This window comes from Nonomuraea dietziae (assembly GCF_014195505.1).
In the GTDB taxonomy this organism is placed as follows: domain Bacteria; phylum Actinomycetota; class Actinomycetes; order Streptosporangiales; family Streptosporangiaceae; genus Nonomuraea; species Nonomuraea roseola.
Genome location: NZ_JACIBV010000001.1, coordinates 36,350 through 53,831 on the forward strand (window position 1 = coordinate 36,350; position 17,482 = coordinate 53,831).

Annotated in this window: 19 protein-coding genes and 1 pseudogene; 11 read left to right on the forward strand and 9 right to left on the reverse strand. The window is 71.5% G+C overall.

The window, feature by feature from the left end:
* Nucleotides 1-51 precede the first annotated feature (51 nt).
* The gene (locus FHR33_RS00185; RefSeq protein ID WP_312895289.1) at nt 52-621 is read left to right on the forward strand and encodes a TetR/AcrR family transcriptional regulator; all 570 of its coding nucleotides are present in this window, start codon (nt 52-54) and stop codon (nt 619-621) included.
* Nucleotides 618-1,454 (forward strand): NAD(P)H-binding protein, encoded by an 837-nt coding sequence (locus FHR33_RS00190; protein WP_183641762.1) that lies wholly within the window; start codon nt 618-620, stop codon nt 1,452-1,454. The genes FHR33_RS00185 and FHR33_RS00190 overlap by 4 nt, the downstream gene beginning before the upstream one ends.
* On the opposite strand, the gene FHR33_RS00195 is transcribed toward FHR33_RS00190, so the two are convergent.
* From FHR33_RS00195 to FHR33_RS00210, 4 genes and pseudogenes are all read right to left on the reverse strand, one after another.
* Nucleotides 1,430-2,122 carry a class I SAM-dependent methyltransferase gene (locus FHR33_RS00195; protein WP_183641766.1) on the reverse strand — a complete coding sequence of 231 codons (693 nt, stop codon included), beginning with the start codon at nt 2,120-2,122 and terminating at the stop codon, nt 1,430-1,432. The genes FHR33_RS00190 and FHR33_RS00195 overlap by 25 nt on opposite strands.
* A 16-nt stretch (nt 2,123-2,138) precedes the next feature.
* Nucleotides 2,139-3,866 carry a pyruvate dehydrogenase gene (locus FHR33_RS00200; protein ID WP_183641769.1) on the reverse strand — a complete coding sequence of 576 codons (1,728 nt, stop codon included), beginning with the start codon at nt 3,864-3,866 and terminating at the stop codon, nt 2,139-2,141.
* Between the two features lie 132 nt (nt 3,867-3,998).
* Nucleotides 3,999-4,898, reverse strand: a complete 900-nt coding sequence (locus FHR33_RS00205; RefSeq protein WP_376773273.1) for a CocE/NonD family hydrolase C-terminal non-catalytic domain-containing protein — start codon at nt 4,896-4,898, stop codon at nt 3,999-4,001.
* Nucleotides 4,878-5,746 (reverse strand): annotated as a pseudogene (locus tag FHR33_RS00210) (CocE/NonD family hydrolase); the annotation flags it as partial. The gene FHR33_RS00205 and the pseudogene FHR33_RS00210, both read right to left, overlap by 21 nt.
* 100 nt (nt 5,747-5,846) lie before the next feature.
* On the opposite strand from FHR33_RS00210, the gene FHR33_RS00215 reads away from it, so the two are divergent.
* The 5 genes from FHR33_RS00215 (at nt 5,847) to FHR33_RS00235 (ending at nt 10,459) form a co-directional block, all read left to right on the forward strand.
* Nucleotides 5,847-6,656, forward strand: coding sequence for an alpha/beta fold hydrolase (locus FHR33_RS00215; RefSeq protein WP_183641778.1), 810 nt, complete (start codon nt 5,847-5,849; stop codon nt 6,654-6,656).
* Nucleotides 6,657-6,840: 184 nt separating this feature from the next.
* On the forward strand, nt 6,841-7,629 hold the full coding sequence (locus FHR33_RS00220; RefSeq protein WP_183641780.1) for a putative protein N(5)-glutamine methyltransferase: 789 nt from the start codon (nt 6,841-6,843) through the stop codon (nt 7,627-7,629).
* 124 nt (nt 7,630-7,753) lie between these two features.
* Complete coding sequence (locus FHR33_RS00225) at nt 7,754-8,119, forward strand: STAS domain-containing protein (RefSeq protein ID WP_183641783.1); 366 nt, start codon at nt 7,754-7,756, stop codon at nt 8,117-8,119.
* 111 nt (nt 8,120-8,230) lie between these two features.
* Nucleotides 8,231-9,574, forward strand: a complete 1,344-nt coding sequence (locus FHR33_RS00230; RefSeq protein WP_183641786.1) for a TrkH family potassium uptake protein — start codon at nt 8,231-8,233, stop codon at nt 9,572-9,574.
* 45 nt (nt 9,575-9,619) lie between these two features.
* Nucleotides 9,620-10,459, forward strand: a complete 840-nt coding sequence (locus FHR33_RS00235; protein ID WP_183641788.1) for a universal stress protein — start codon at nt 9,620-9,622, stop codon at nt 10,457-10,459.
* 12 nt (nt 10,460-10,471) lie between these two features.
* Here FHR33_RS00235 and FHR33_RS00240 read toward each other — a convergent pair whose 3' ends face one another.
* A complete protein-coding gene (locus FHR33_RS00240; protein WP_183641791.1) occupies nt 10,472-11,392 on the reverse strand; it encodes a GNAT family N-acetyltransferase in 921 nt (306 codons plus the stop codon).
* Nucleotides 11,393-11,537: 145 nt separating this feature from the next.
* Here FHR33_RS00240 and FHR33_RS00245 point away from each other — a divergent pair, with 145 nt between their 5' ends.
* Nucleotides 11,538-11,960: a YciI family protein gene (locus FHR33_RS00245; protein WP_183641794.1), complete on the forward strand. Its 423-nt coding sequence runs from the start codon at nt 11,538-11,540 to the stop codon at nt 11,958-11,960.
* Between the two features lie 5 nt (nt 11,961-11,965).
* A complete protein-coding gene (locus tag FHR33_RS00250; RefSeq protein ID WP_183641797.1) occupies nt 11,966-13,201 on the forward strand; it encodes an RNA polymerase sigma factor in 1,236 nt (411 codons plus the stop codon).
* Here the strand turns inward: FHR33_RS00250 and pip are convergent.
* Both pip and FHR33_RS00260 read right to left on the reverse strand, forming a co-directional pair.
* A complete protein-coding gene (gene pip, locus FHR33_RS00255; protein ID WP_183641800.1) occupies nt 13,198-14,145 on the reverse strand; it encodes a prolyl aminopeptidase in 948 nt (315 codons plus the stop codon). The genes FHR33_RS00250 and pip overlap by 4 nt on opposite strands.
* A gap of 46 nt (nt 14,146-14,191) precedes the next feature.
* Nucleotides 14,192-15,139, reverse strand: coding sequence for a helix-turn-helix domain-containing protein (locus tag FHR33_RS00260; protein WP_183641802.1), 948 nt, complete (start codon nt 15,137-15,139; stop codon nt 14,192-14,194).
* A gap of 70 nt (nt 15,140-15,209) precedes the next feature.
* Between FHR33_RS00260 and FHR33_RS00265 the strand changes: the two genes are divergently transcribed.
* Nucleotides 15,210-15,530 carry a cupin domain-containing protein gene (locus FHR33_RS00265; protein WP_183641806.1) on the forward strand — a complete coding sequence of 107 codons (321 nt, stop codon included), beginning with the start codon at nt 15,210-15,212 and terminating at the stop codon, nt 15,528-15,530.
* A 9-nt stretch (nt 15,531-15,539) separates the two neighbouring features.
* On the opposite strand, the gene FHR33_RS00270 is transcribed toward FHR33_RS00265, so the two are convergent.
* A complete protein-coding gene (locus FHR33_RS00270) occupies nt 15,540-16,172 on the reverse strand; it encodes a maleylpyruvate isomerase family mycothiol-dependent enzyme (protein ID WP_183641809.1) in 633 nt (210 codons plus the stop codon).
* A gap of 60 nt (nt 16,173-16,232) precedes the next feature.
* On the opposite strand from FHR33_RS00270, the gene FHR33_RS00275 reads away from it, so the two are divergent.
* Nucleotides 16,233-16,658, forward strand: a complete 426-nt coding sequence (locus FHR33_RS00275) for a MarR family winged helix-turn-helix transcriptional regulator (protein ID WP_183641812.1) — start codon at nt 16,233-16,235, stop codon at nt 16,656-16,658.
* Between the two features lie 129 nt (nt 16,659-16,787).
* Here the strand turns inward: FHR33_RS00275 and FHR33_RS00280 are convergent, their stop codons facing one another.
* A complete protein-coding gene (locus FHR33_RS00280) occupies nt 16,788-17,414 on the reverse strand; it encodes a winged helix-turn-helix transcriptional regulator (RefSeq protein WP_183641815.1) in 627 nt (208 codons plus the stop codon).
* Between the last annotated feature and the right edge of the window lie 68 nt (nt 17,415-17,482).

The following is a 17,482-nucleotide window of genomic DNA, read 5'->3' on the forward strand; positions in this document are numbered from 1 at the left end:
AGAATGGGACATGAATGTCCCAAAAGCAAATCATGGTGTTACACTCTGGGAGTGAGTAGTTCCACTTCAGAGTCCGGTACCCGTCACCGCACGCGCCGCGCCATCCTGGCCGCCGCCGCCTCCACGCTCGCCCGCGACCGCAAGGCCACGCTGGCCGACATCGCCGAGGCCGCGCAGGTGGGGCGCAGCACGGTGCACCGCTACTTCCCCGACAGGAAGGAGCTCATGGAGGCCGCCATCGTCGACGCCTTCCAGGCGGTCGAAGACTCCACCCGCGAGGCCGTGATCGACCAGGGTCCCGCGCTGGAGGCCATGCGCCGCCTCATCTCGGCCCTGGTCGACGTCGGCGACCAGCTGGCTTTCCTGTTCGGCGACCCACGCCTGCTCGAGGAGTACACCGCCGCCTTCGAACCCGACATGACGGTCCCCACCACGATCGGCCTGATCGAGCGGGGCCAGGCCGAGGGCGTCTTCGACCCGTCACTGTCGCCCGAGTGGATCCAGCACGTGCTCTGGGCGCTCACCTACACGGGATGGGAAGCGGCGGAGAAGGGGGAGCTGCCGCGCCACGGCGTCACCGCCGTGGTGATCCGCACCTTCGAGAAGGGAGTGGTGACATGAAGATCCTGGTCACGGGCGCCAGGGGGAACGTCGGCAGGCTCGTGCTGAAGGGGCTGGCCGGGCACGAGGTGCTGGCGCTGACCCGCTCGGCGCCGTCCGCGCCCGGTGAGGTCCGCGGCGATCTGGCCGAGCCAGGCACCCTGCCGCTGTCGGGCGTGGAGGCGATGTTCCTGTTCCCCGTGCCCGAGAGCGCCGAGGAGGTGGTACGGCTGGCCGTGAGAGCGGGGGTGCGGCGGATCGTCACGCTGTCGTCGGGCGCGGTCACCTTCGGCGAGGACGACTCCTTCCATCTTCCGGTCGAGCGGGCGGTCGAGGCCTCGGGCGTGGAGTGGACGCATGTGCGGCCGGGCGAGTTCATGCTCAACAAGCTGGAGCTGTGGGGCCCGTCGATCCGCGCCGAGGGCGTCGTGCGCGACCCCTTCCCCGACCAGGCCTGGTACCCCGTCCACGAGGCCGACATCGCCGACGTCGCGGTGGCCGCGCTGACCGAGGACGGGCACGCGGGCCGCGCCCACACCCTCAACGGGCCCGAACTGATCTCCCATCGCGACCAGGTGGCGGCCATCTCCGCGGCGATCGGGCGCGAGCTCCGCTTCGAGCAGGTCACCCGCGCCCGAGCCCGCGAGCTCTACCTGGCGCAGGGCGGGTTCGCCGCGGCCTCAGCCGACTTCCTGCTCGGCTACGAGGACTACTCGGGCGGCGAGAGCACCGAGGAGTGGGCGCCCGACCCCTCGATCGAGATGACCACCATGAAGGACGTCACGGGCAGGCCTGCCCGTACCTTCGCGCAGTGGGCGAGCGACCACGCTCACGACTTCCTGCGGCAGGTGTAGGCCCCGTAGAGCCGCCGATCGTAGGCCACGTCGAGGATCTCGAACCCCGCCGCCGCGAGCATCGGCTCCAGCAGCCATCGGAACGTGCTGTACTCCGTGCGCACGTGCTCGGCGTAGTCGTCGGCGGTGTAGCCGAGCGCGGGGTCGGCCGAGGCGTCGCGCATCCAGCCCTCGAAGATCTCCTCGGCCTCCTCGGGCCCGAAGTCGTAGATCAGGTCCCGCAGCCGCAGGATCCCGCCCGGCCGCAGCATCTTCGCGATCCTGGCGAGCGCGATCGCCTTGAAGAAGTCGGGCACCTGGTGCAGGGCGTTGCGGGTGAAGACCGCGTCGACGGGCGGGCCCGCGTACTCCCAGGTCAGCAGCCCGCCGCCGACCACCTCCAGGTTGGCGAGCCCCTGCTCGGCCGCCCTGGCCCTCAGGTGGTCGAGCATCGCGGGGGAGATGTCCACCGCCGTGACCCTGTCGAAGCGCAGGGCGGCGGCCAGCGCGAACTGGCCGGTGCCCGCGGCCAGGTCGACCACGGTGGCCACCCCGTGCCCGGCGAGGATGTCCAGATCCTCGCCGGGGTCGGGATGGCCCTGCTTGCGGTCGTATCCCGCGACGAAGGCCGGGTCGAGGTGCTCGGGGCCCGCGTGGGCGCTCTCGTCGAGCATCCAGGCTCTGATCATGACCGTCTCCAGGTTGCTAGAGGTTGCGCAGGTTCGTGCGGGCCAGCTTCCACGCCTCGCCGACACCGCCCTTGAGGACGATCTTGCCCATGGACAGCGCGAAACCTCGCGCCTCTTCCAGCGTGAGGTGCGAGGGCACCTCGAGGGCGTCGGCGGTGGTGACGACGTCGAGCAGGGCGGGCCCGTCGTGGGCCAGCACCTGCCCGACCGCCTCGCGCAGGTCGGCAGGCTCGGTGACCCTCCTGGTGAAGAACCCCGCGCCTGCCGCGATCGCCGCGTAGTCGACCATGTCATGGTCGGTCTCGAAGGGCGGATCGCCCGCCACCATCATCTCCAGCCGCACCATGGCGAGGCTGGAGTTGTTGAAGACGACGACCTTGACCGGCAGCCTGTGGGTCTTCACGGTCAGCAGCTCGCCCATCAGCATCGCCAGGCCGCCGTCGCCCGACAGGGAGACCACCTGCCTGCCCGGCTGGGCGATCTGCGCGCCGACCGCCATCGGCAGCGCGTTGGCCATCGAGCCGTGCACGAACGAGCCGAGCAGCCTGCGCCGTCCGTTGGGCGTGAGGTATCTGGCCGCCCACGTGCAGCACATGCCGGTGTCGGCGGTGAAGATCGCGTCGTCGTCCGCCAGCTCGTCGACGAGGGCCGCGACGTACTCGGGGTGGATGGGCACCAGATGGTCCACGTCGTGGGTGTAGGCCTCGAGGCCGGTGCTGATCGCGTGCTCGTGCTCGCGCAGCATCTCGTCGAGGAAGGATCTGTCCTTCTTCTCGCGCAGCAGCGGCAGCAGCGCCCTGATCGTGTGGCCGACGTCGGCGGCGATGCCCTGGCTGATGGGCGCCCTGCGGCCGAGCCTGGCAGGATCGATGTCGACCTGCACGTTGTTACGGGTCGGCAGGAAGTCGTTGTAGGGGAAGTCGGTGCCCAGCAGCAGCACCAGGTCGGCCTCGTGCAGCGCCTTGTAACAGGCGCCGTAGCCGAGCAGTCCGGTCATGCCCACGTCGTAGGGGTTGTCGTACTGCAGGACGTCCTTGCCGCGCAGGGTGTGCCCGACCGGCGCCTCCAGCCACGCGGCCAGCTGCAGGACCTCCTGCCTCGACTCCGCGCAGCCGATGCCGCCGAAGATCGTCACCCTGCCCGCGGCGTTGATCCGCTCGGCGAGCTCGGCCACCGCCGCCTCGTCGGGCACCGGCTTGGGGCGGGAGGCGACCAGCGCGCTGGCCGGCGGGCTGCCCGCGGAGTCGGCGCCCAGGACGTCGCCGGGCAGGACCAGGACGGCGGCGCCGCCCTTGCCGACGGCGTTCTGGATGGCCGCTCTGGCCGTACGGGCCAGCTGGGCGGGCTGGGAGACCAGCTCGCAGTAATGGCTGGCCTGCGCGAACAGGACCTCGGGCTTGGTCTCCTGGAAGAAGCTCGTGCCGATCTGGGTGGAGGTGATGTGCGAGGCGAGCGCCAGGACGGGCGCGCCCGAACGGTGCGCGTCCATCACGCCCTGAAGGAGATGCGTGTTGCCGGGGCCGCAACTTCCCGCGCACACGGCCAGCCCGCCGGTGAGCTGGGCCTCTGCCGAGGCGGCGAACGCGGCGCCCTCCTCATGGTGCACGTGGACCCACTCCAGCGTGCCGCTGCGCCGTACGGCGTCGCTGAAGGCGTTGAGGCTGTCGCCCACCAGCCCGTAGACACGCGTCACACCCGCTTGGACCAGCACTTCCACAAGATCATCTGCTACGGTGCGGCTCATTGGCCTTGCCTTTCTCTCGGCTCTGCACCTCACCTACCCAGCCCGGCGGGGTGGGTGTGGCGGCGGCGCCACGTCTTCCACCGCGAGGGGTGACCCGGACCCTCTCGCAGGAGGGGCCGGGCGCGACGGAACTCAGCGGGCCGTGGGCAGCGTGAGCGAGGTCCTGGTCAGATCCACCGTGAGGCGCGGCCGCTGTCCGGGCTCGAGGAACTCCCACCAGTCGGTCCCGCCGATCACCAGGCCGAGCCTGTGCCCCTCGGAGACGATGTGGTCCATCGGCGACAGCTCGAAGGTCATGGTGTAGAAGCGGTCAGGCTCGAGCGGCACCCCGCGCCGGAGAGTGGCATGGTGGCCGAGGTCGGCCCAGCCGGTCGCCACGATCTCGTGCTCCACCGAGGTGGTGGCGGTCTCGGTGTCGAGGTAGCAGGCGCTGTCGGCAGGGCCGCTCTGGCCCCAGCACGAGCTGGTGGTCAGGTTGCGGATGCCGCCGGGCTTGGTGATGTCGACGTAGTCCCTGATCGTCGCGGGGCCGTAGTCGACCACGGCGACGCCGAGCCTGGCGACGGGGGTGGAGGACATCACCCTCACGGTGACCCGGCTGGTGCCCGACAGCCGGGCGGCGGAGGTCAGCGGTTCGGAGGCGAACAGCAGCCGGTGCTCCGACGGGCCCTCCTTCGCCCAGTCGAAGCGGCTGAGGTCGGGATCGTCCTGGAAGGTGGCCTGCGCCGGGTCCCTGACGGGAGCGGGGCCGAGGCCGCCGGGGCGCGGCCACCAGGTGACGGGCCTGGCCGAGGGGGCGGGCCAGGTCGCCTCCTCGCTCCACTGGTCGGGGGCGTGCTCGATCTTCACGGCCGGCTCGCGGTCCACCCCGTTGTCGGCGCCGCGCAGCCAGCGGTCGAACCATCGCTCGACGGTGCTCACGTAGTCGGCCCTGCGCAGGTCGAAGGGGTCGACATGGCCGCCCTGGAACAGCCACGCCTTGCGCGGCACGCGCAGCGCCTCCCACCACAGGGAGAAGTTCGAGGCGGGCACGGCGTAGTCGCCGAACCCCTGGGTGAGGAAGACGCTCGCCCGCACCCTGTCGGCCTTGGCAGGGTAGTAGCGCTCCTGCCAGTAGCGGTTCCAGCTGCCGTCGGTGCCCGCCTGCCGGTCCAGCTCCTCCCGCAACGGCTGGCACAGTCGCTCGGCGCGCTCGTTGTACAGCTGGGGCGGCCCGCTGTCCTGCACGTATCCGCGCCAGGCGCCGTTGGCGTTGAAGGTGCGGTAGATGTCGATGTTGCCGGCGATCGACACGACGGTCCTCAGGCCGCGCACCCCCGTGGTGGCGATGCCGTTGGCCAGCCAGCCGTCGTGCGACTTGCCCCAGAGGCCGACCGCCCCGTCGACCAGCCCGCGCTGACCTGCTCACCGCCGAACGGCTTGGTGTAGGCCCGCGCCCTGCCGTTCAGCCAGTTCACGACCTGGGCGCCGGCGGCCACGTCCTTCGGGCCGCCCCTGTCCATGCAGCCGGTCGAGCGGTTGGTGCCCGCCATGTCGACCAGCACCACCGCGTAGCCCTTGGGCACGAAGTGGTTGTCGTAGTAGAGCGGGAACCCGGCAGGCCTGCCCTCGGCGTCGTAGGTCTTCTTCTGCGCCTCGTTGCCCCTGCCGCAGCAGGCGTAGTAGGGGCTGATGTCCATGAGGACCGGCACCTTCACGCCATCCGCCGCAGGCTCCGAGGGGCGGATGATGTCGGCCGCCAGCCGGTCCCTGTGGCCGTCGCGGTCGAGGTCGACGTCGAGTTCGACCCAGGCGGTCTCGCGGATGGCGTTCTCGTAGGAGTAAAGAGGGGCTTCCACCGGTGGGACGGCCACCAGGAGCAGAGCCAGTAATGATCTCACCGGGACAGTGTCACATCCGCCCGTGGGGGCCGCGCCGGCGAGGAAAACTGTCGCACCGCGGTCGTACGCTGAGGCCGTCCCGACTGCTCCAGGAGGTCACGTGAAGACCGACACGCTGGAAGTGCCAGGCGCCCGCCTCTACTACGAGGTCAGGGGATCAGGGCCGGTGCTGCTGCTCATCCCAGGGGGGCCGACCGACGCGGGCGTCTTCGCCGGTCTCGCCGCGGCCCTGGCCGACCGCCACACCGTGGTCGCCTACGATCCGAGGGGCAACTCCCGCAGCACGCTGTCGGAGCTGCCGGGCGACGACCTGCTCGACCTCCACGCCGACGACGCCGCCGCCCTGCTCGCCCTGTTCGGCGACGAGCCCGCCGACGTGATGGCCAGCAGCGGGGGCGCCCTGATGGCGCTCACGCTGGCCGCCAGGCATCCCAAGAGGGTGCGCACGCTCGTGGCGCACGAGCCGCCCGTCGTCGAGCTGCTTCCCGAGGCGGCGAGGCAGCGCGAGATCTCGGCGGAGATCTACGACACCTACGTCCGGCACGGCGTCGGCCCCGCCATGCGGCGCTTCATGGAGGTCTCAGGGCTCGGTGGCACGGCCGAGGCCATGCCCGCCCCTCCCCCCGAGGCGCAGGAGGTGATGGCGCGCAACCTCGACTTCTTCCTCGCGCACACCTGGCGCGCCTTCGACGGTTTCACCCCCGACTTCGACGCGCTGCGCTCGGGCGGCGCCAGGCTGGTCGTGGGCGTGGGGGAGGGCTCCGAAGGCCAGCTCGCCCACCGCGCCGCGCTCGCCCTCGCGGCTCGTCTCGGCGCGCCGCCCGTCGTCTTCCCCGGCGACCACGGCGGGTTCGGCGAGCGGCCCGAGGAGTTCGCCGACCTCCTCCACCAGGTCCTGCGAGGGTCCTGACCCGCTGGGGGGCCGGTGCGCCCACCGTTCGAGCGTGCGGTAGTGTCCCTCTCCAGTAGCGGACCGATCGAGGAGGTGAGACCCATTTCGCCAGATCAGGCTGGGTGCTCCCTCCTCACAGCCACACGGCTCACCCCGCGCGGGTGACCGCGGGAGCGCCCACAGGCATTTCCGGAAGGCGCTCATGTCACCATCCCCTCGCTCGACCATCATCACCAGGCTCAGGGCCGCAGGCTGCGTTTTCGCCGAGGACGAGGCCCGGCTGCTCGTCTCCACCGCCCCCACCCCGGCCGATCTCGAGGCCATGGTGGAACGGCGCGTCGCAGGTCTGCCGCTCGAGCACGTCCTCGGCTGGGCGCAGTTCCGTGGCCTGCGCGTCGCCGTCGACCTTGGTGTCTTCGTGCCGCGCCGCCGCACCGAGTTCCTCGTCGGCGAGGCCGTCGCCCTCGCCAGGCCCGGTGGCGTCGTGGTCGACCTGTGCTGTGGCACAGGCGCGGCGGGCGCGGCGCTGACGGCCGCGCTCGACGGGCTGGAGGTCCACGCCGCCGACATCGACCCCGCCGCCGTGGCGTGCGCCCGCCGCAACCTGCCGGACGCGCGGGTGTACGAAGGCGACCTGTTCGAGCCGCTGCCCGCCACGCTGAGGGGCCGTGTCGACATCCTGGTCGCCAACGTGCCCTACGTCCCGACAGGGGAGGTGGAGCTGCTGCCCGCCGAGGCTCGCGTCCATGAGGCGCGGGTGGCGCTCGACGGCGGGGCCGACGGGCTCGACGTCCTGCGCAGGGTGGCCCTGCAGGCGCCCGGCTGGCTGGCGCCCGGCGGCCACCTGCTGGTCGAGACCAGCGAACGGCAGGCGGCGGGCGCCGTCGAGGCGTTCGTCTCCAGCGGGCTCGTCCCGAGGGTCGCCGTGTCGGACGAGTGGTACGCCACCGTCGTCATCGGCACCAGGCCGGAGGCGGGCTCCAGCGGCTGACCTCGGTGGCGCTGGTGGTGCAGAAGGGGCGATCGGGACGGATGATGTCAGGCGGGGGATAACGGTAGTTTTGCGTCATGTCATGATGGCTGCTGACCGCCTTGCCGTACCGGATGGAGCGATTGTGCCGCTTGACCAGCCCTACACGGTCTCGCTGAGCCTGGGTCTCCAGGGCAGATGCTTGATCGCGAGGCTGTCGGGAGAGCTCGACTTCAACGGCACGCCGATGGTGAGAGATCGCATCGCGCGTGCCATCGAGGCCGCGGACCCGCCGCTGCTGATCATCGACATGGCCGACGTCACCCTGTGCGACTCCGCGGGGCTCTCGCTGTTCGTGAGCGTCCACCGGTCGATCAAGGTGTTGGGCGGCAGGCTGGTGGTCACCGGGCTCCAGGGCAGGTGCCTCGACGTGTTCACGATCACCGGGATGACCAAGTTGCTGGACGTCAGGCCCACGGCCGAGATGGCCATCGACGAGCTCAACCCCTGACGCGCAAACCTGCGCCCTCGTGGTCTACGGTCTGACCGTGCCAAGCTCAACCATCGCCACCTCGCAGCGGGTCCCGCTCCACTCCTCCACCGGCGTCGCGACGGCCCGGCCATGACGCGTCGCTTCCAGAGCGGGCTGCACCATCCGGCGCAGTTCGTGGCCACCGGATTCGGGGCTGCGGTCCTGATCGGCGCCGCGCTGCTGACCATGCCGATCGCCACCACTTCGGGCGAGTCGGCGGGCTGGCTGACCGCACTGTTCACCGCGACCTCCGCCGTGTGCGTGACGGGCCTGGTGGTGGTCGACACCGCCGCGCACTGGTCGGTGTTCGGCGAGGTGGTCATCGCCTGCCTGTTCCAGATCGGCGGCCTCGGCATCATGACCATGGCCACGCTCTTCACCGCGCTGCTGGCCGGCAGGGTCGGGCTGCGCGCCAGGATCGCGGTGGCGACGGAGACGAAGGCCGTGAGCGTCACCGACGTGCGCCGCCTGGTGCGCAACGTGGTGCTCTTCAGCCTCGCCTGCGAGGCGGTCACCGCGGTGGTGCTGACCGCCCGTTTCATGATCGGGTACGGCGAGCCGCTCGGCCAGGCGCTCTACCTGGGCGGCTTCCACGCGGTCTCGGCGTTCAACAACGCGGGCTTCGCCCTCTGGCCGGACAACCTCATGCGGTTCGTGGCCGACCCGTGGATCTGCCTGCCCATCGCGGTGGCCGTGATCGTGGGAGGCATGGGCTTCCCCGTGGTGTTCGAGCTGGCCAGGTCGTGGCGGCACCCGAGCCGCTGGTCGATCCTCACCAGGATCACGACCGTCGTCAGCGTCATCCTGCTGGCCGTCGGCACGCTGTTCTTCCTGGCCGCCGAGTGGCACAACCCGCGCACCATGGGCGCGCTCGACGACTCGGCCAAGCCGCTGGCCGCCTTCTTCGCCGCCGTGATGCCGCGCTCGGGCGGCTTCAACACCCTGGACATCTCCCAGATGAACCCCTCCAGCTGGCTGTTCACCGACCTGCTGATGTTCATCGGCGGCGGCAGCGCGAGCACCGCGGGCGGCATCAAGGTGACCACGTTCGGCCTGCTGGCCTTCATCATCTGGGCGGAGCTGCGCGGCGAGCCCCGCGTCAACGTGGGCCACCGCCGCCTGCCCGAGTCCACCCAGCGGCAGGCCATGACGATCACGCTGATGGGCGTGGTCCTGGTGGCGATCTCGACCTACGCGCTGATGCTGCTCACGCCGTACAGCCTGGACAGGGTGCTGTTCGAGGTCATCTCGGCCTTCGCCACCAACGGCCTGTCGACGGGGATCACCGCCGACACCTCCGTGGCCGGCCACGTGCTGCTCAGCCTGCTGATGTTCGTCGGCAGGATCGGGCCGCTGACGCTGGGCTCCGCGCTGGCGCTGAAGGAGCGGACGCGCCGCTACGAGCTGCCCGAGGAGCGCGTGATCGTGGGCTGAGCGCCGTGTGCTCTCATGGGAAGGGGGGCGACCAGGGGGGACGTCATGATCGTGGTCGGGGTCGATGGTTCGCGGGCGGGGCTGGAGGCGGTCGCCTGGGCCGCCAAGGAGGCACGCCTGCGCGACGTGCCGCTCCGCGTGGCCTACGCCATGCCCAGATGGGCGTGTGAGGACCAGGGCGGCAGATACGCGAGCGTCGCCACGTGGATGCGCGAGGGCGCGGCCACGGTGGTGGCGGCGGGGCTCGACAGAGCCCGCAGGGAGGAGCCGGAGGTGGTGGCCGACTCGGCGCTGCTGCCTGGCGACCCGCGCGCGGCCCTGATCGCCGCCGCCGAGCAGGCGGAGCTGCTCGTCGTCGGCAACCACGAGATGGGCAGGCTGCGCGGCATGCTCGTCGGCTCCGTGGCGTACGGCGTGGCGGGGCACGCCAGGTGCGACGTGGTCGTGGTGCGTGAGGCGCCCCCCATGACGCTGGGGGAGGTGGTCGTCGGCGTCGACGGCGCGGGCACCGGCGAGAACGTGCTCAGGTTCGCCTTCACCGAGGCGCGCCTGCGCGGGGTGCGGCTGCGCGTCGTCCACGCCTTCGGAACGGGTCCCCGCGAGTTCGCCGAGGACAGGCCCGAGCTCGAGCGCCTGAGGGAGCTGCTGACCGGGTGGCGGGAGCGGCACCAGGACGTCGAGGTCGCGGAGGACCTGGTGAAGGGCCATCCGGCCGAGGTACTGCGGCAGGCGGGCGAGCGGGCCGACCTGCTGGTGGTCGGCTCGCGCGGCAGGGGCGGGTTCGCGGGCCTCGTGCTCGGCTCGATCAGCCAGGCCATGCTCCACCAGGCGCCGTGCCCGCTGGTCGTCGTCCGCACCTCCCCCGGCACACCTCACCGTGGATGAGCCGGCGCTCCGTCATCCTCGTCCCGCCCGTCCGACCGGGGCGCGGAAGCCGTACGTCTCGTGGGTGCGGACGAACCCCAGCGACGCGTACAGCGCGTGGGCGGCGGTGTTCTCGGCGTTGTGGTTCACGGTCACCGTGCTCAGCCCGAGGTCGCGCATCCGCCGCATGGCCTCGAGCATGACCGCCCTGCCCAGACCTCGCCGCTGGAAGTCGCGATGGGTGCCGACGGGCTCGAAGTGCCCGACGCCGTTCAGCTCGTCGACCCAGTAGACGGCGAAGGCGGCGATCCGCCCGTCGGGAGCCTCGGCGACGATCTCCCTGGCAGGGTCGTAGCCGGGCTTGTCCATCACCTCCGACCGGTACTGCTCGCCCGTCCAGTCCTCCTCGAAGGAGTGGTTGCGCGTCACGGCGAGCCGGTCGGCGTCCTCCAGGCGGGCCGAGCGCACGCGGAAGCCCTCGGGCAGGGCGGGGGAGGGGAGGGGCAGGCCGAGGTCGCGGTCGTTGACGTGGTCCCAGGTGCGGAAGCGCTCGAACCCGAGCTGCTCGAGCAGGCCGATCCTGGTCGTGTCGCAGTCGAACAGGTCGGTCAGCACGTACGGCTCGGCGGGGTCCATCGCCGCGGCCGTGCTCTCGTAGGCGGCGCGCAGCATCCGCAGCTCGGCGGGGGAACCGCGCAGACAGGGCGCGGCGAAGACGTCGAAGGCCGAGCCGAAGCGCAGGTTGACGGCCAGTCCGACGATGCGGGAGGCGTCCTCCCAGAGGTGGACCAGCGAGCCGACGGGCCGCCTGCCGCGCAGGTTCTCGTAGATGCGGTGGGGAAGCTCGCCGACGTGGTCGTAGCCGCACCGCCCCGCCTCGGCGATCCAGCGGGCGAAGGTGTCCTGCAGGACGGGCAGGTCGGCGTCGGAGTAGGGGCGCATCGACAACGTCACCGGGACATCATGCCGAGCGTGCCATGGGCGGCGCATCGCTATTTTTCTCGCGGCCTTTCTCGCGGACGGATGTCCTGTCCGTGTCGGCGGCTCCGACGTCTCTCGTGAATGGCACCGTGGAGGTGCCGAGGGAGAAGGAGCGACAATGAAGTACATGATCATGCTCTACGGCTCGCAGCAGGACTACGACGTCCTGTCGGGCAAGCCGGGCGACCAGCAGCCCTGGAGGGACGAGGACGTCGCGGCGATGCACGCGTTCATGGAGAAGTGGAACAACGACCTGGTCGAGTCGGGGGAGTTCGTCGACGCGCAGGGCCTGTCCGCTCCCGTCCACGCCAGGCGGATCGAGCTGCGCGACGGCGTTCCCGTGGTGACCGACGGGCCCTACCCCGAGACGCAGGAGGTCCTCGCCGGCTACACGATCGTCGAGTGCGACAGCTTCGACAGGGCCACCGAGATCGCGGCACGGCTGGCCGGCACCCCTCATCCCAAGGACACGGAGCTCGCCCAGGAGTGGTACGTGGACGTGCGGCCGATCATGGAGGGCTTCGGCGACCTGGAAGCGTAGCCACCGTGCCGAACGACGACGTCGAGAACCTGCTGCGCGACCTCGCGCCGCAGGTCCTCGGCGCGCTGGTGCGGCGGTTCGGGCACTTCGCCACCGCGGAGGACGCCGTGCAGGAGGCCCTTCTCGCGGCAGCCGTCCAGTGGCCGGAGGAGGGGGTGCCCGGCAACCCGCGCGGCTGGCTGATCACGGTCGGCTCGCGCAGGCTGACCGACCTGCTGCGCGCGGAGCAGGCCCGCCGGCGCCGCGAGGACACCGTCATCCAGTGGACGCCGCCCGACCAGTGGCTGGCGCCCGCCGCCGACCGCCCCGCCGAGCAGTCCGACGACACGCTCATCCTGCTGTTCATGTGCTGCCACCCCGCCCTGTCGCCCGCCTCACAGATCGCGCTCACCCTGCGGGCGGTCGGCGGCCTGACGACCGCCGAGATCGCCAGGGCGTTCCTCGTGCCCGAGTCGACCATGACCCGGCGCATCAGCAGGGCCAAGCAGCGGGTGAAGGACAGCGGCATCCCGTTCGGCCTGCCGCCCGCCGCCGAAAGGGCCGCACGGCTCGGCGCGGTGCTGCACGTGCTCTACCTGGTCTTCAACGAGGGCTACGCCAGCACGTCGGGGCCGCACCTGCACCGCGCCGAGCTGTCGTCGGAGGCGATCAGGCTGACCCGCACGGTCCGTCGCCTGCTGCCCGAGGACGGCGAGGTCGCAGGGCTGCTCGCGCTCATGCTGCTCACCGACGCGCGCCGTCCCGCCCGCACGGGCCCCGACGGCGCGCTGATCCCGATGGCCGAGCAGGACCGCGCCCTCTGGAACGCCGCCTCCATCGCCGAGGGCGTGGCGCTCATCTCCGAGGCGCTGCCCAGGGGCGCGACCGGCCCCTACCAGATCCAGGCGGCGATCGCCGCGGTCCACGACGAGGCGCCGAGCGCCGAGGCGACCGACTGGCCGCAGATCGAGGCGCTGTACGAGGTGCTGATGAGGATCTCGGACAACCCCGTGGTGGCGCTGAACCACGCGGTCGCCGTGGCCATGGTCCGGGGCCCGCGCGCCGGGCTCGACCTGCTCGGCGAGCTGGAGTCCGACGAGCGGGTCGCCGCGGGTCATCGCCTGCACGCCGTCCGCGCGCACCTGCTGGAGATGGCCGGTGACCCGGTGGCGGCGCGCGCGGGCTACCTGGAGGCGGCTCGCCGCGCCACGAGCCTCCCGCAACAGCGCTACCTGCACGCCAGGGCGGCCCGCCTGGGTTAGCCCGCGAAGCCGTCCAGGGCGGCGAGGATCTCCTCGCGCATCGTGTCGCTGCCGGTGTGCCCTGAGTCGTCCACCACGACGAGCCGCGAGTCGGGCCAGGCCTGAGCCAGCTGCCAGGCGGTCTCCAGCGGCCCGCCCAGGTCGAAGCGGCCGTGGATCAGCACGCCTGGGATGCCCGCCAGCCGGTGCGCCTCGCGCAGCAGCACCCCCTCCTCCAGCCACGCGCCGTTGGAGAAGTAGTGCGCGCAGATCCTGGAGAAGGCCAGCAGCGAGGCCGGCGGCCTGTCGCTGTAGGCGTTCGGCTTGCCGTTGACCTCCAGGGAGATCACCGCGTCCTCCCAGGTGGTCCAGTCCTGGGCGGCCTTGGCGCGGACGGCGGGGTCGGGGTCGGACATCAGCCGCGAGTAGGCGGCCAGCAGGTCGCCGTCGCGCTCGGCCTCGGGAACGCCCTCACGGAAGCGCTGCCACTGCTCGGGGAAGAAGCGGCCGACGCCCCGGTAGAGCCAGTCGATCTCGGAGCGGCGGGTCATGGTGACGCTGACGATGACCATCTCCGAGACGCGCTCGGGGTGGGCCTCGGCGTAGGCGAGCATCAGCGTGGAGCCCCACGACCCGCCGTAGAGCAGCCACCTGTCGATGCCGAGGTGCTCGCGCAGCCGTTCCATGTCGGCGATGAGGTGCTGGGTGGTGTTGGTCGACAGGTCCGTGGCGGGGTCACTGGCGTGCGGCAGGCTCCTGCCGCAGTTTCGCTGGTCGAACAGGACGATGCGGTAGCGCTCGGGGTCGAAACTGCGGCGCTGGCCAGGGGTGCAGCCCGATCCGGGGCCGCCGTGGACGACGAGCGCCGGCTTGCCCTCGGGGTTGCCGCAGACCTCCCAGTAGACGAGATTGCCGTCACCGGTGTCGAGGTGCCCGTGGTCGTAAGGTTCGATCGCTGGATACATGGCTCCAAAATACAACAGCGCTGTCATATTCGCGACCGTGACGGTGTCACCTGCCGAACGAGCGCCGGTAGGCGGCGGGCGTGGTGCGCAGCGCGGAGTGGAAGCGCCGGCGCAGATTGGCCGCCGACGACAGCCCCACCCTGGTGGCGATCGTCTCGACGGGCAGGTCGGTCTCCTCCAGCAGGGCGCGCGCCGCCGCCACCCGCTGGGCGAGCAGCCACCTGCCGGGGCTGACGCCGAGCTGCTCGGCGAACCTGCGGGCGAGCGTGCGGGCCGAGACTCCCGCCCGGACGGCGAGAGCGTCGAGGTCGAGACGCTCGTGGAGCCGTTCGGCCGCCCAGTCGAGGACGGGCGCCAGCGACTCGGAAGGCCGCTCCGAGGCGGGCGGCACCGCGTACTGCAACTGCCCGCCCTCCCTGTGCGGCGGCATGACCATGTGCCTGGCGACCTGGGCCGCGTAGGAGGCGCCGTGATCGGCGCGGACCAGGTGCAGGCACAGGTCGACGCCGGCGGCGGTGCCCGCGCTGGTGGCCAGGTCGCCCAGATCGACGTACAGGACGTCGAGGTCCACCTCGACCTCGGGAAAGCGCGCCGCCAGGTCGGCGGCCATGCGCCAGTGCGTGGTCGCCCTGCGCCCGTCGAGCAGTCCGGTCTGGGCCAGCAGGAAGGCGCCCGAGCAGATCGCGACGAGGCGGGCGCCGCGCTCGTGCGCCCGCCGCAGCGCGGCGATCACCTCGGGTGAGGCGGCCTCCTCCGGCCGCTGCCAGCCGGGGATCACGACCGTGTCGGCCGTCTCCAGCGCCTCCAGCCCCTCGCCCACGGTCATGTCATAACCGGCGAGCGTGGGCACCGAGCCCGGCCGCTCGGCGCACACCCCGAAGGCGTAGCGGGACGGCAGGCCGGGACGGCCCACCCCGAAGACCTCGGCGGCGCACGCCAGCTCGAAGGAGGACTGCGGCGGCAGGACTAGGGCGAGGACGCGATGAGCGGGCATGGCAGGAAAGTACCTGACAACGTCATGTAAGACACTCGAAGCCGGAGGCCCGCTCGGCCAGGATGAAGCCATGACGGAACACGGCGACATCCAGATGCTGCAGGTCGATGAGGTGGAAGCGGTGGAGGTGGCCACCGGGATCGTCCGGAGAGGGCTGCCCGTCACCGAATGGGCCCGCGGATGGATGTACGACTTCGCGCCAGGGGCCGAATGGCCCGAGGTGGACGTGCACGAGGGGGAGGAGCGCTACTACGTCGTGTCGGGCGAGTTCATCGACAACGGCAGGCGGCTGGGGCCGGGCAGCTACGTGGTCTTCGCGCCAGGCAGCGCCCATCGCCCTCGGACGGAGACGGGCGCACGCATGCTGGGCATCAGCATCCTGCCCAGGTGAAGGCGGGATTCACGACAGTCGTGCGGTCAGCCCCGCCGTGCCCGCGCCGCTGAGATCGGGCAGGGCCGCAGGGCGCCCGCCCACCAGCAGCAGCAGCGCCTGGATGGATCCCCGCACCACCTCTCCTTCGCCTACCGACCAGTCCACGTCGGTGGCGACCAGGCGCAGTCCCCGGAAGCGCCGCTGAGCGAAGAAGGGGAAGCCGCGGTGCCAGATGTGGTCGGCGGCGGCGCGGGCCGGTTCGAGCGGCATGACGCGCTCGATGCCCAGCGGCACGGCGATGTCCTGCCCGTGCACGAGCGCGTCGAACAGCGGGTCGAGCGGCTTGGTGGAGGGCGCGAGCCGGCGCGAGACGGCCGACGCGCGGATCTGCTCGACGATCTCGGCGGTCGGCCGCCGGGCGTGCCGTACGGCGGTGTCGTGAATCATGCGGTCGAAGCTGCCGCGCGCCCTGACCAGCTCGACGAGCGCCCGGCCGGTCGAGACGCTCGGGGCGAGCGCGAGGTGGGCGGCCACGTCGCGCACCCGCCAGCCCGCGCACAGGGAGGGTCGCTCCCAGTCGCCGGGTGACAGTGCGCCGAGCAGGTCGGCCAGGCCGTGGCGCTCGGTTTCGACCGCCGCCCAGATCTCTTCCCTGTTCATCGTGAACCTCCTTGCTAAGGTAACCTGAATATAATGCTGCCTTAGTAATGGGAGTAGTACTTGGCTGCGACTCATCCGCCGCACATCGTGGCCCTGCTGTACGAGGCCTACCTGCGCCTGTCCGACGTCGTCTTCCAGGCGGGCAAGGCCATCGACCCGCGCATCAGGCCCGCCCACTCCGCGGTCTTCTTCCACATGGAGCACGACGGCATCCGGCTGAGCAGGCTCGCGGAGAAGGCGCAGATGACACCGCAGGCGATGGGCGAGCTGGTCGACGACCTGGAGAAGCTGGGCTACCTGCGCAGGGTGCCCGACCCCGCCGACCGCAGGGCCAAGCTCATCGTCTTCACCGACCGCGGCGACGACGCGCTGAGGGCGGGATACGCCGCGATCGACGACGTCGAACGCCGTCTCGCGGTCCTGCTGGGCGAGGACGGCCGCAGCAGCCTGCACGCCGCCCTCACCCGCGTCATCACCGACTTCTGAGACCCAGACGATCACGGGCACCCCCCGTCCGATGTGCTCCAACAGCGCGACGACCCCTGGCGCTCGGGCGGGTAGCCGCGCCACGAGTTCCTCGCGGTTGCCGCCACCGCACGCCTGACGGAGCGGCCGTCAGGCGGCGAAGACGGTGCGTATGACGGACTCGTCGCCGACGATCTCGACCAGCCCGAGGGCGCGGGCGTCGCTGAGGGTGAGGGCGCCGGCGGCGAGGCCGAGGATGGAGGCGGGGTCGGCGCGGACGGTGGCGTCGAGGTCGCGGCCGTCATGCGGGCCGACCTCGAAGCCGGAGCGCGTCGCGCGGAGCTGGAAGGGCGGGCCGCCGATCTCGAGGCCGACCGTCGCCGAGGGGCGGACCTTGACCCGGGTGTCGAGTAGAGCGGGCAGGGCGAGGGCGAGCCACTCCGGGCGGAAGGCGTCGCCGTCGCGGCCGCGGACCATCAACGGGGTGGACCAGCGGATCAGGCTCTCGATCGGCTGGCGCAGCTCGGCACCCCACGGCGTAAGGGCGTACTCGACCACGCTGCCCTCGCCGGCCAGGCGCCGCTCGACCACGCCAGCGGCCTCGAGGTCGCGGAGCCGGTCGGCGAGCAGGTTGGTCGCGATGCCGGGCAGGCCGTCGATCAGGTCCCTGTAACGGGCGGGGGAGATGAGGAGTTGGCGGACGATGAGCAGGTTCCACCTGTCGCCGACGACTTCGAGGGATCGGGCGAGCCCGCAGTACTGGCCGTAGCTACGCATTGCACCCCTGTACTTGACCATCTCAAGTGCACTTGACAAACTCAAGTCTACCGCACGACCGAGCCGAG

What these genes read in the sequence shown, in the direction of transcription:
- FHR33_RS00220 (WP_183641780.1), top strand. Translation starts at nt 6,841, where the DNA reads ATGTCACCATCCCCTCGCTCGACCATCATCACCAGGCTCAGGGCCGCA.
- FHR33_RS00270 (WP_183641809.1), bottom strand. Translation starts at nt 16,172, where the DNA reads ATGAACAGGGAAGAGATCTGGGCGGCGGTCGAAACCGAGCGCCACGGC.
- FHR33_RS00265 (WP_183641806.1), top strand. Translation starts at nt 15,210, where the DNA reads ATGACGGAACACGGCGACATCCAGATGCTGCAGGTCGATGAGGTGGAA.
- FHR33_RS00235 (WP_183641788.1), top strand. Translation starts at nt 9,620, where the DNA reads ATGATCGTGGTCGGGGTCGATGGTTCGCGGGCGGGGCTGGAGGCGGTC.
- FHR33_RS00260 (WP_183641802.1), bottom strand. Translation starts at nt 15,139, where the DNA reads ATGCCCGCTCATCGCGTCCTCGCCCTAGTCCTGCCGCCGCAGTCCTCC.
- pip (WP_183641800.1), bottom strand. Translation starts at nt 14,145, where the DNA reads ATGTATCCAGCGATCGAACCTTACGACCACGGGCACCTCGACACCGGT.
- FHR33_RS00200 (WP_183641769.1), bottom strand. Translation starts at nt 3,866, where the DNA reads ATGAGCCGCACCGTAGCAGATGATCTTGTGGAAGTGCTGGTCCAAGCG.
- FHR33_RS00245 (WP_183641794.1), top strand. Translation starts at nt 11,538, where the DNA reads ATGAAGTACATGATCATGCTCTACGGCTCGCAGCAGGACTACGACGTC.
- FHR33_RS00190 (WP_183641762.1), top strand. Translation starts at nt 618, where the DNA reads ATGAAGATCCTGGTCACGGGCGCCAGGGGGAACGTCGGCAGGCTCGTG.
- FHR33_RS00195 (WP_183641766.1), bottom strand. Translation starts at nt 2,122, where the DNA reads ATGATCAGAGCCTGGATGCTCGACGAGAGCGCCCACGCGGGCCCCGAG.
- FHR33_RS00280 (WP_183641815.1), bottom strand. Translation starts at nt 17,414, where the DNA reads ATGCGTAGCTACGGCCAGTACTGCGGGCTCGCCCGATCCCTCGAAGTC.
- FHR33_RS00230 (WP_183641786.1), top strand. Translation starts at nt 8,231, where the DNA reads ATGACGCGTCGCTTCCAGAGCGGGCTGCACCATCCGGCGCAGTTCGTG.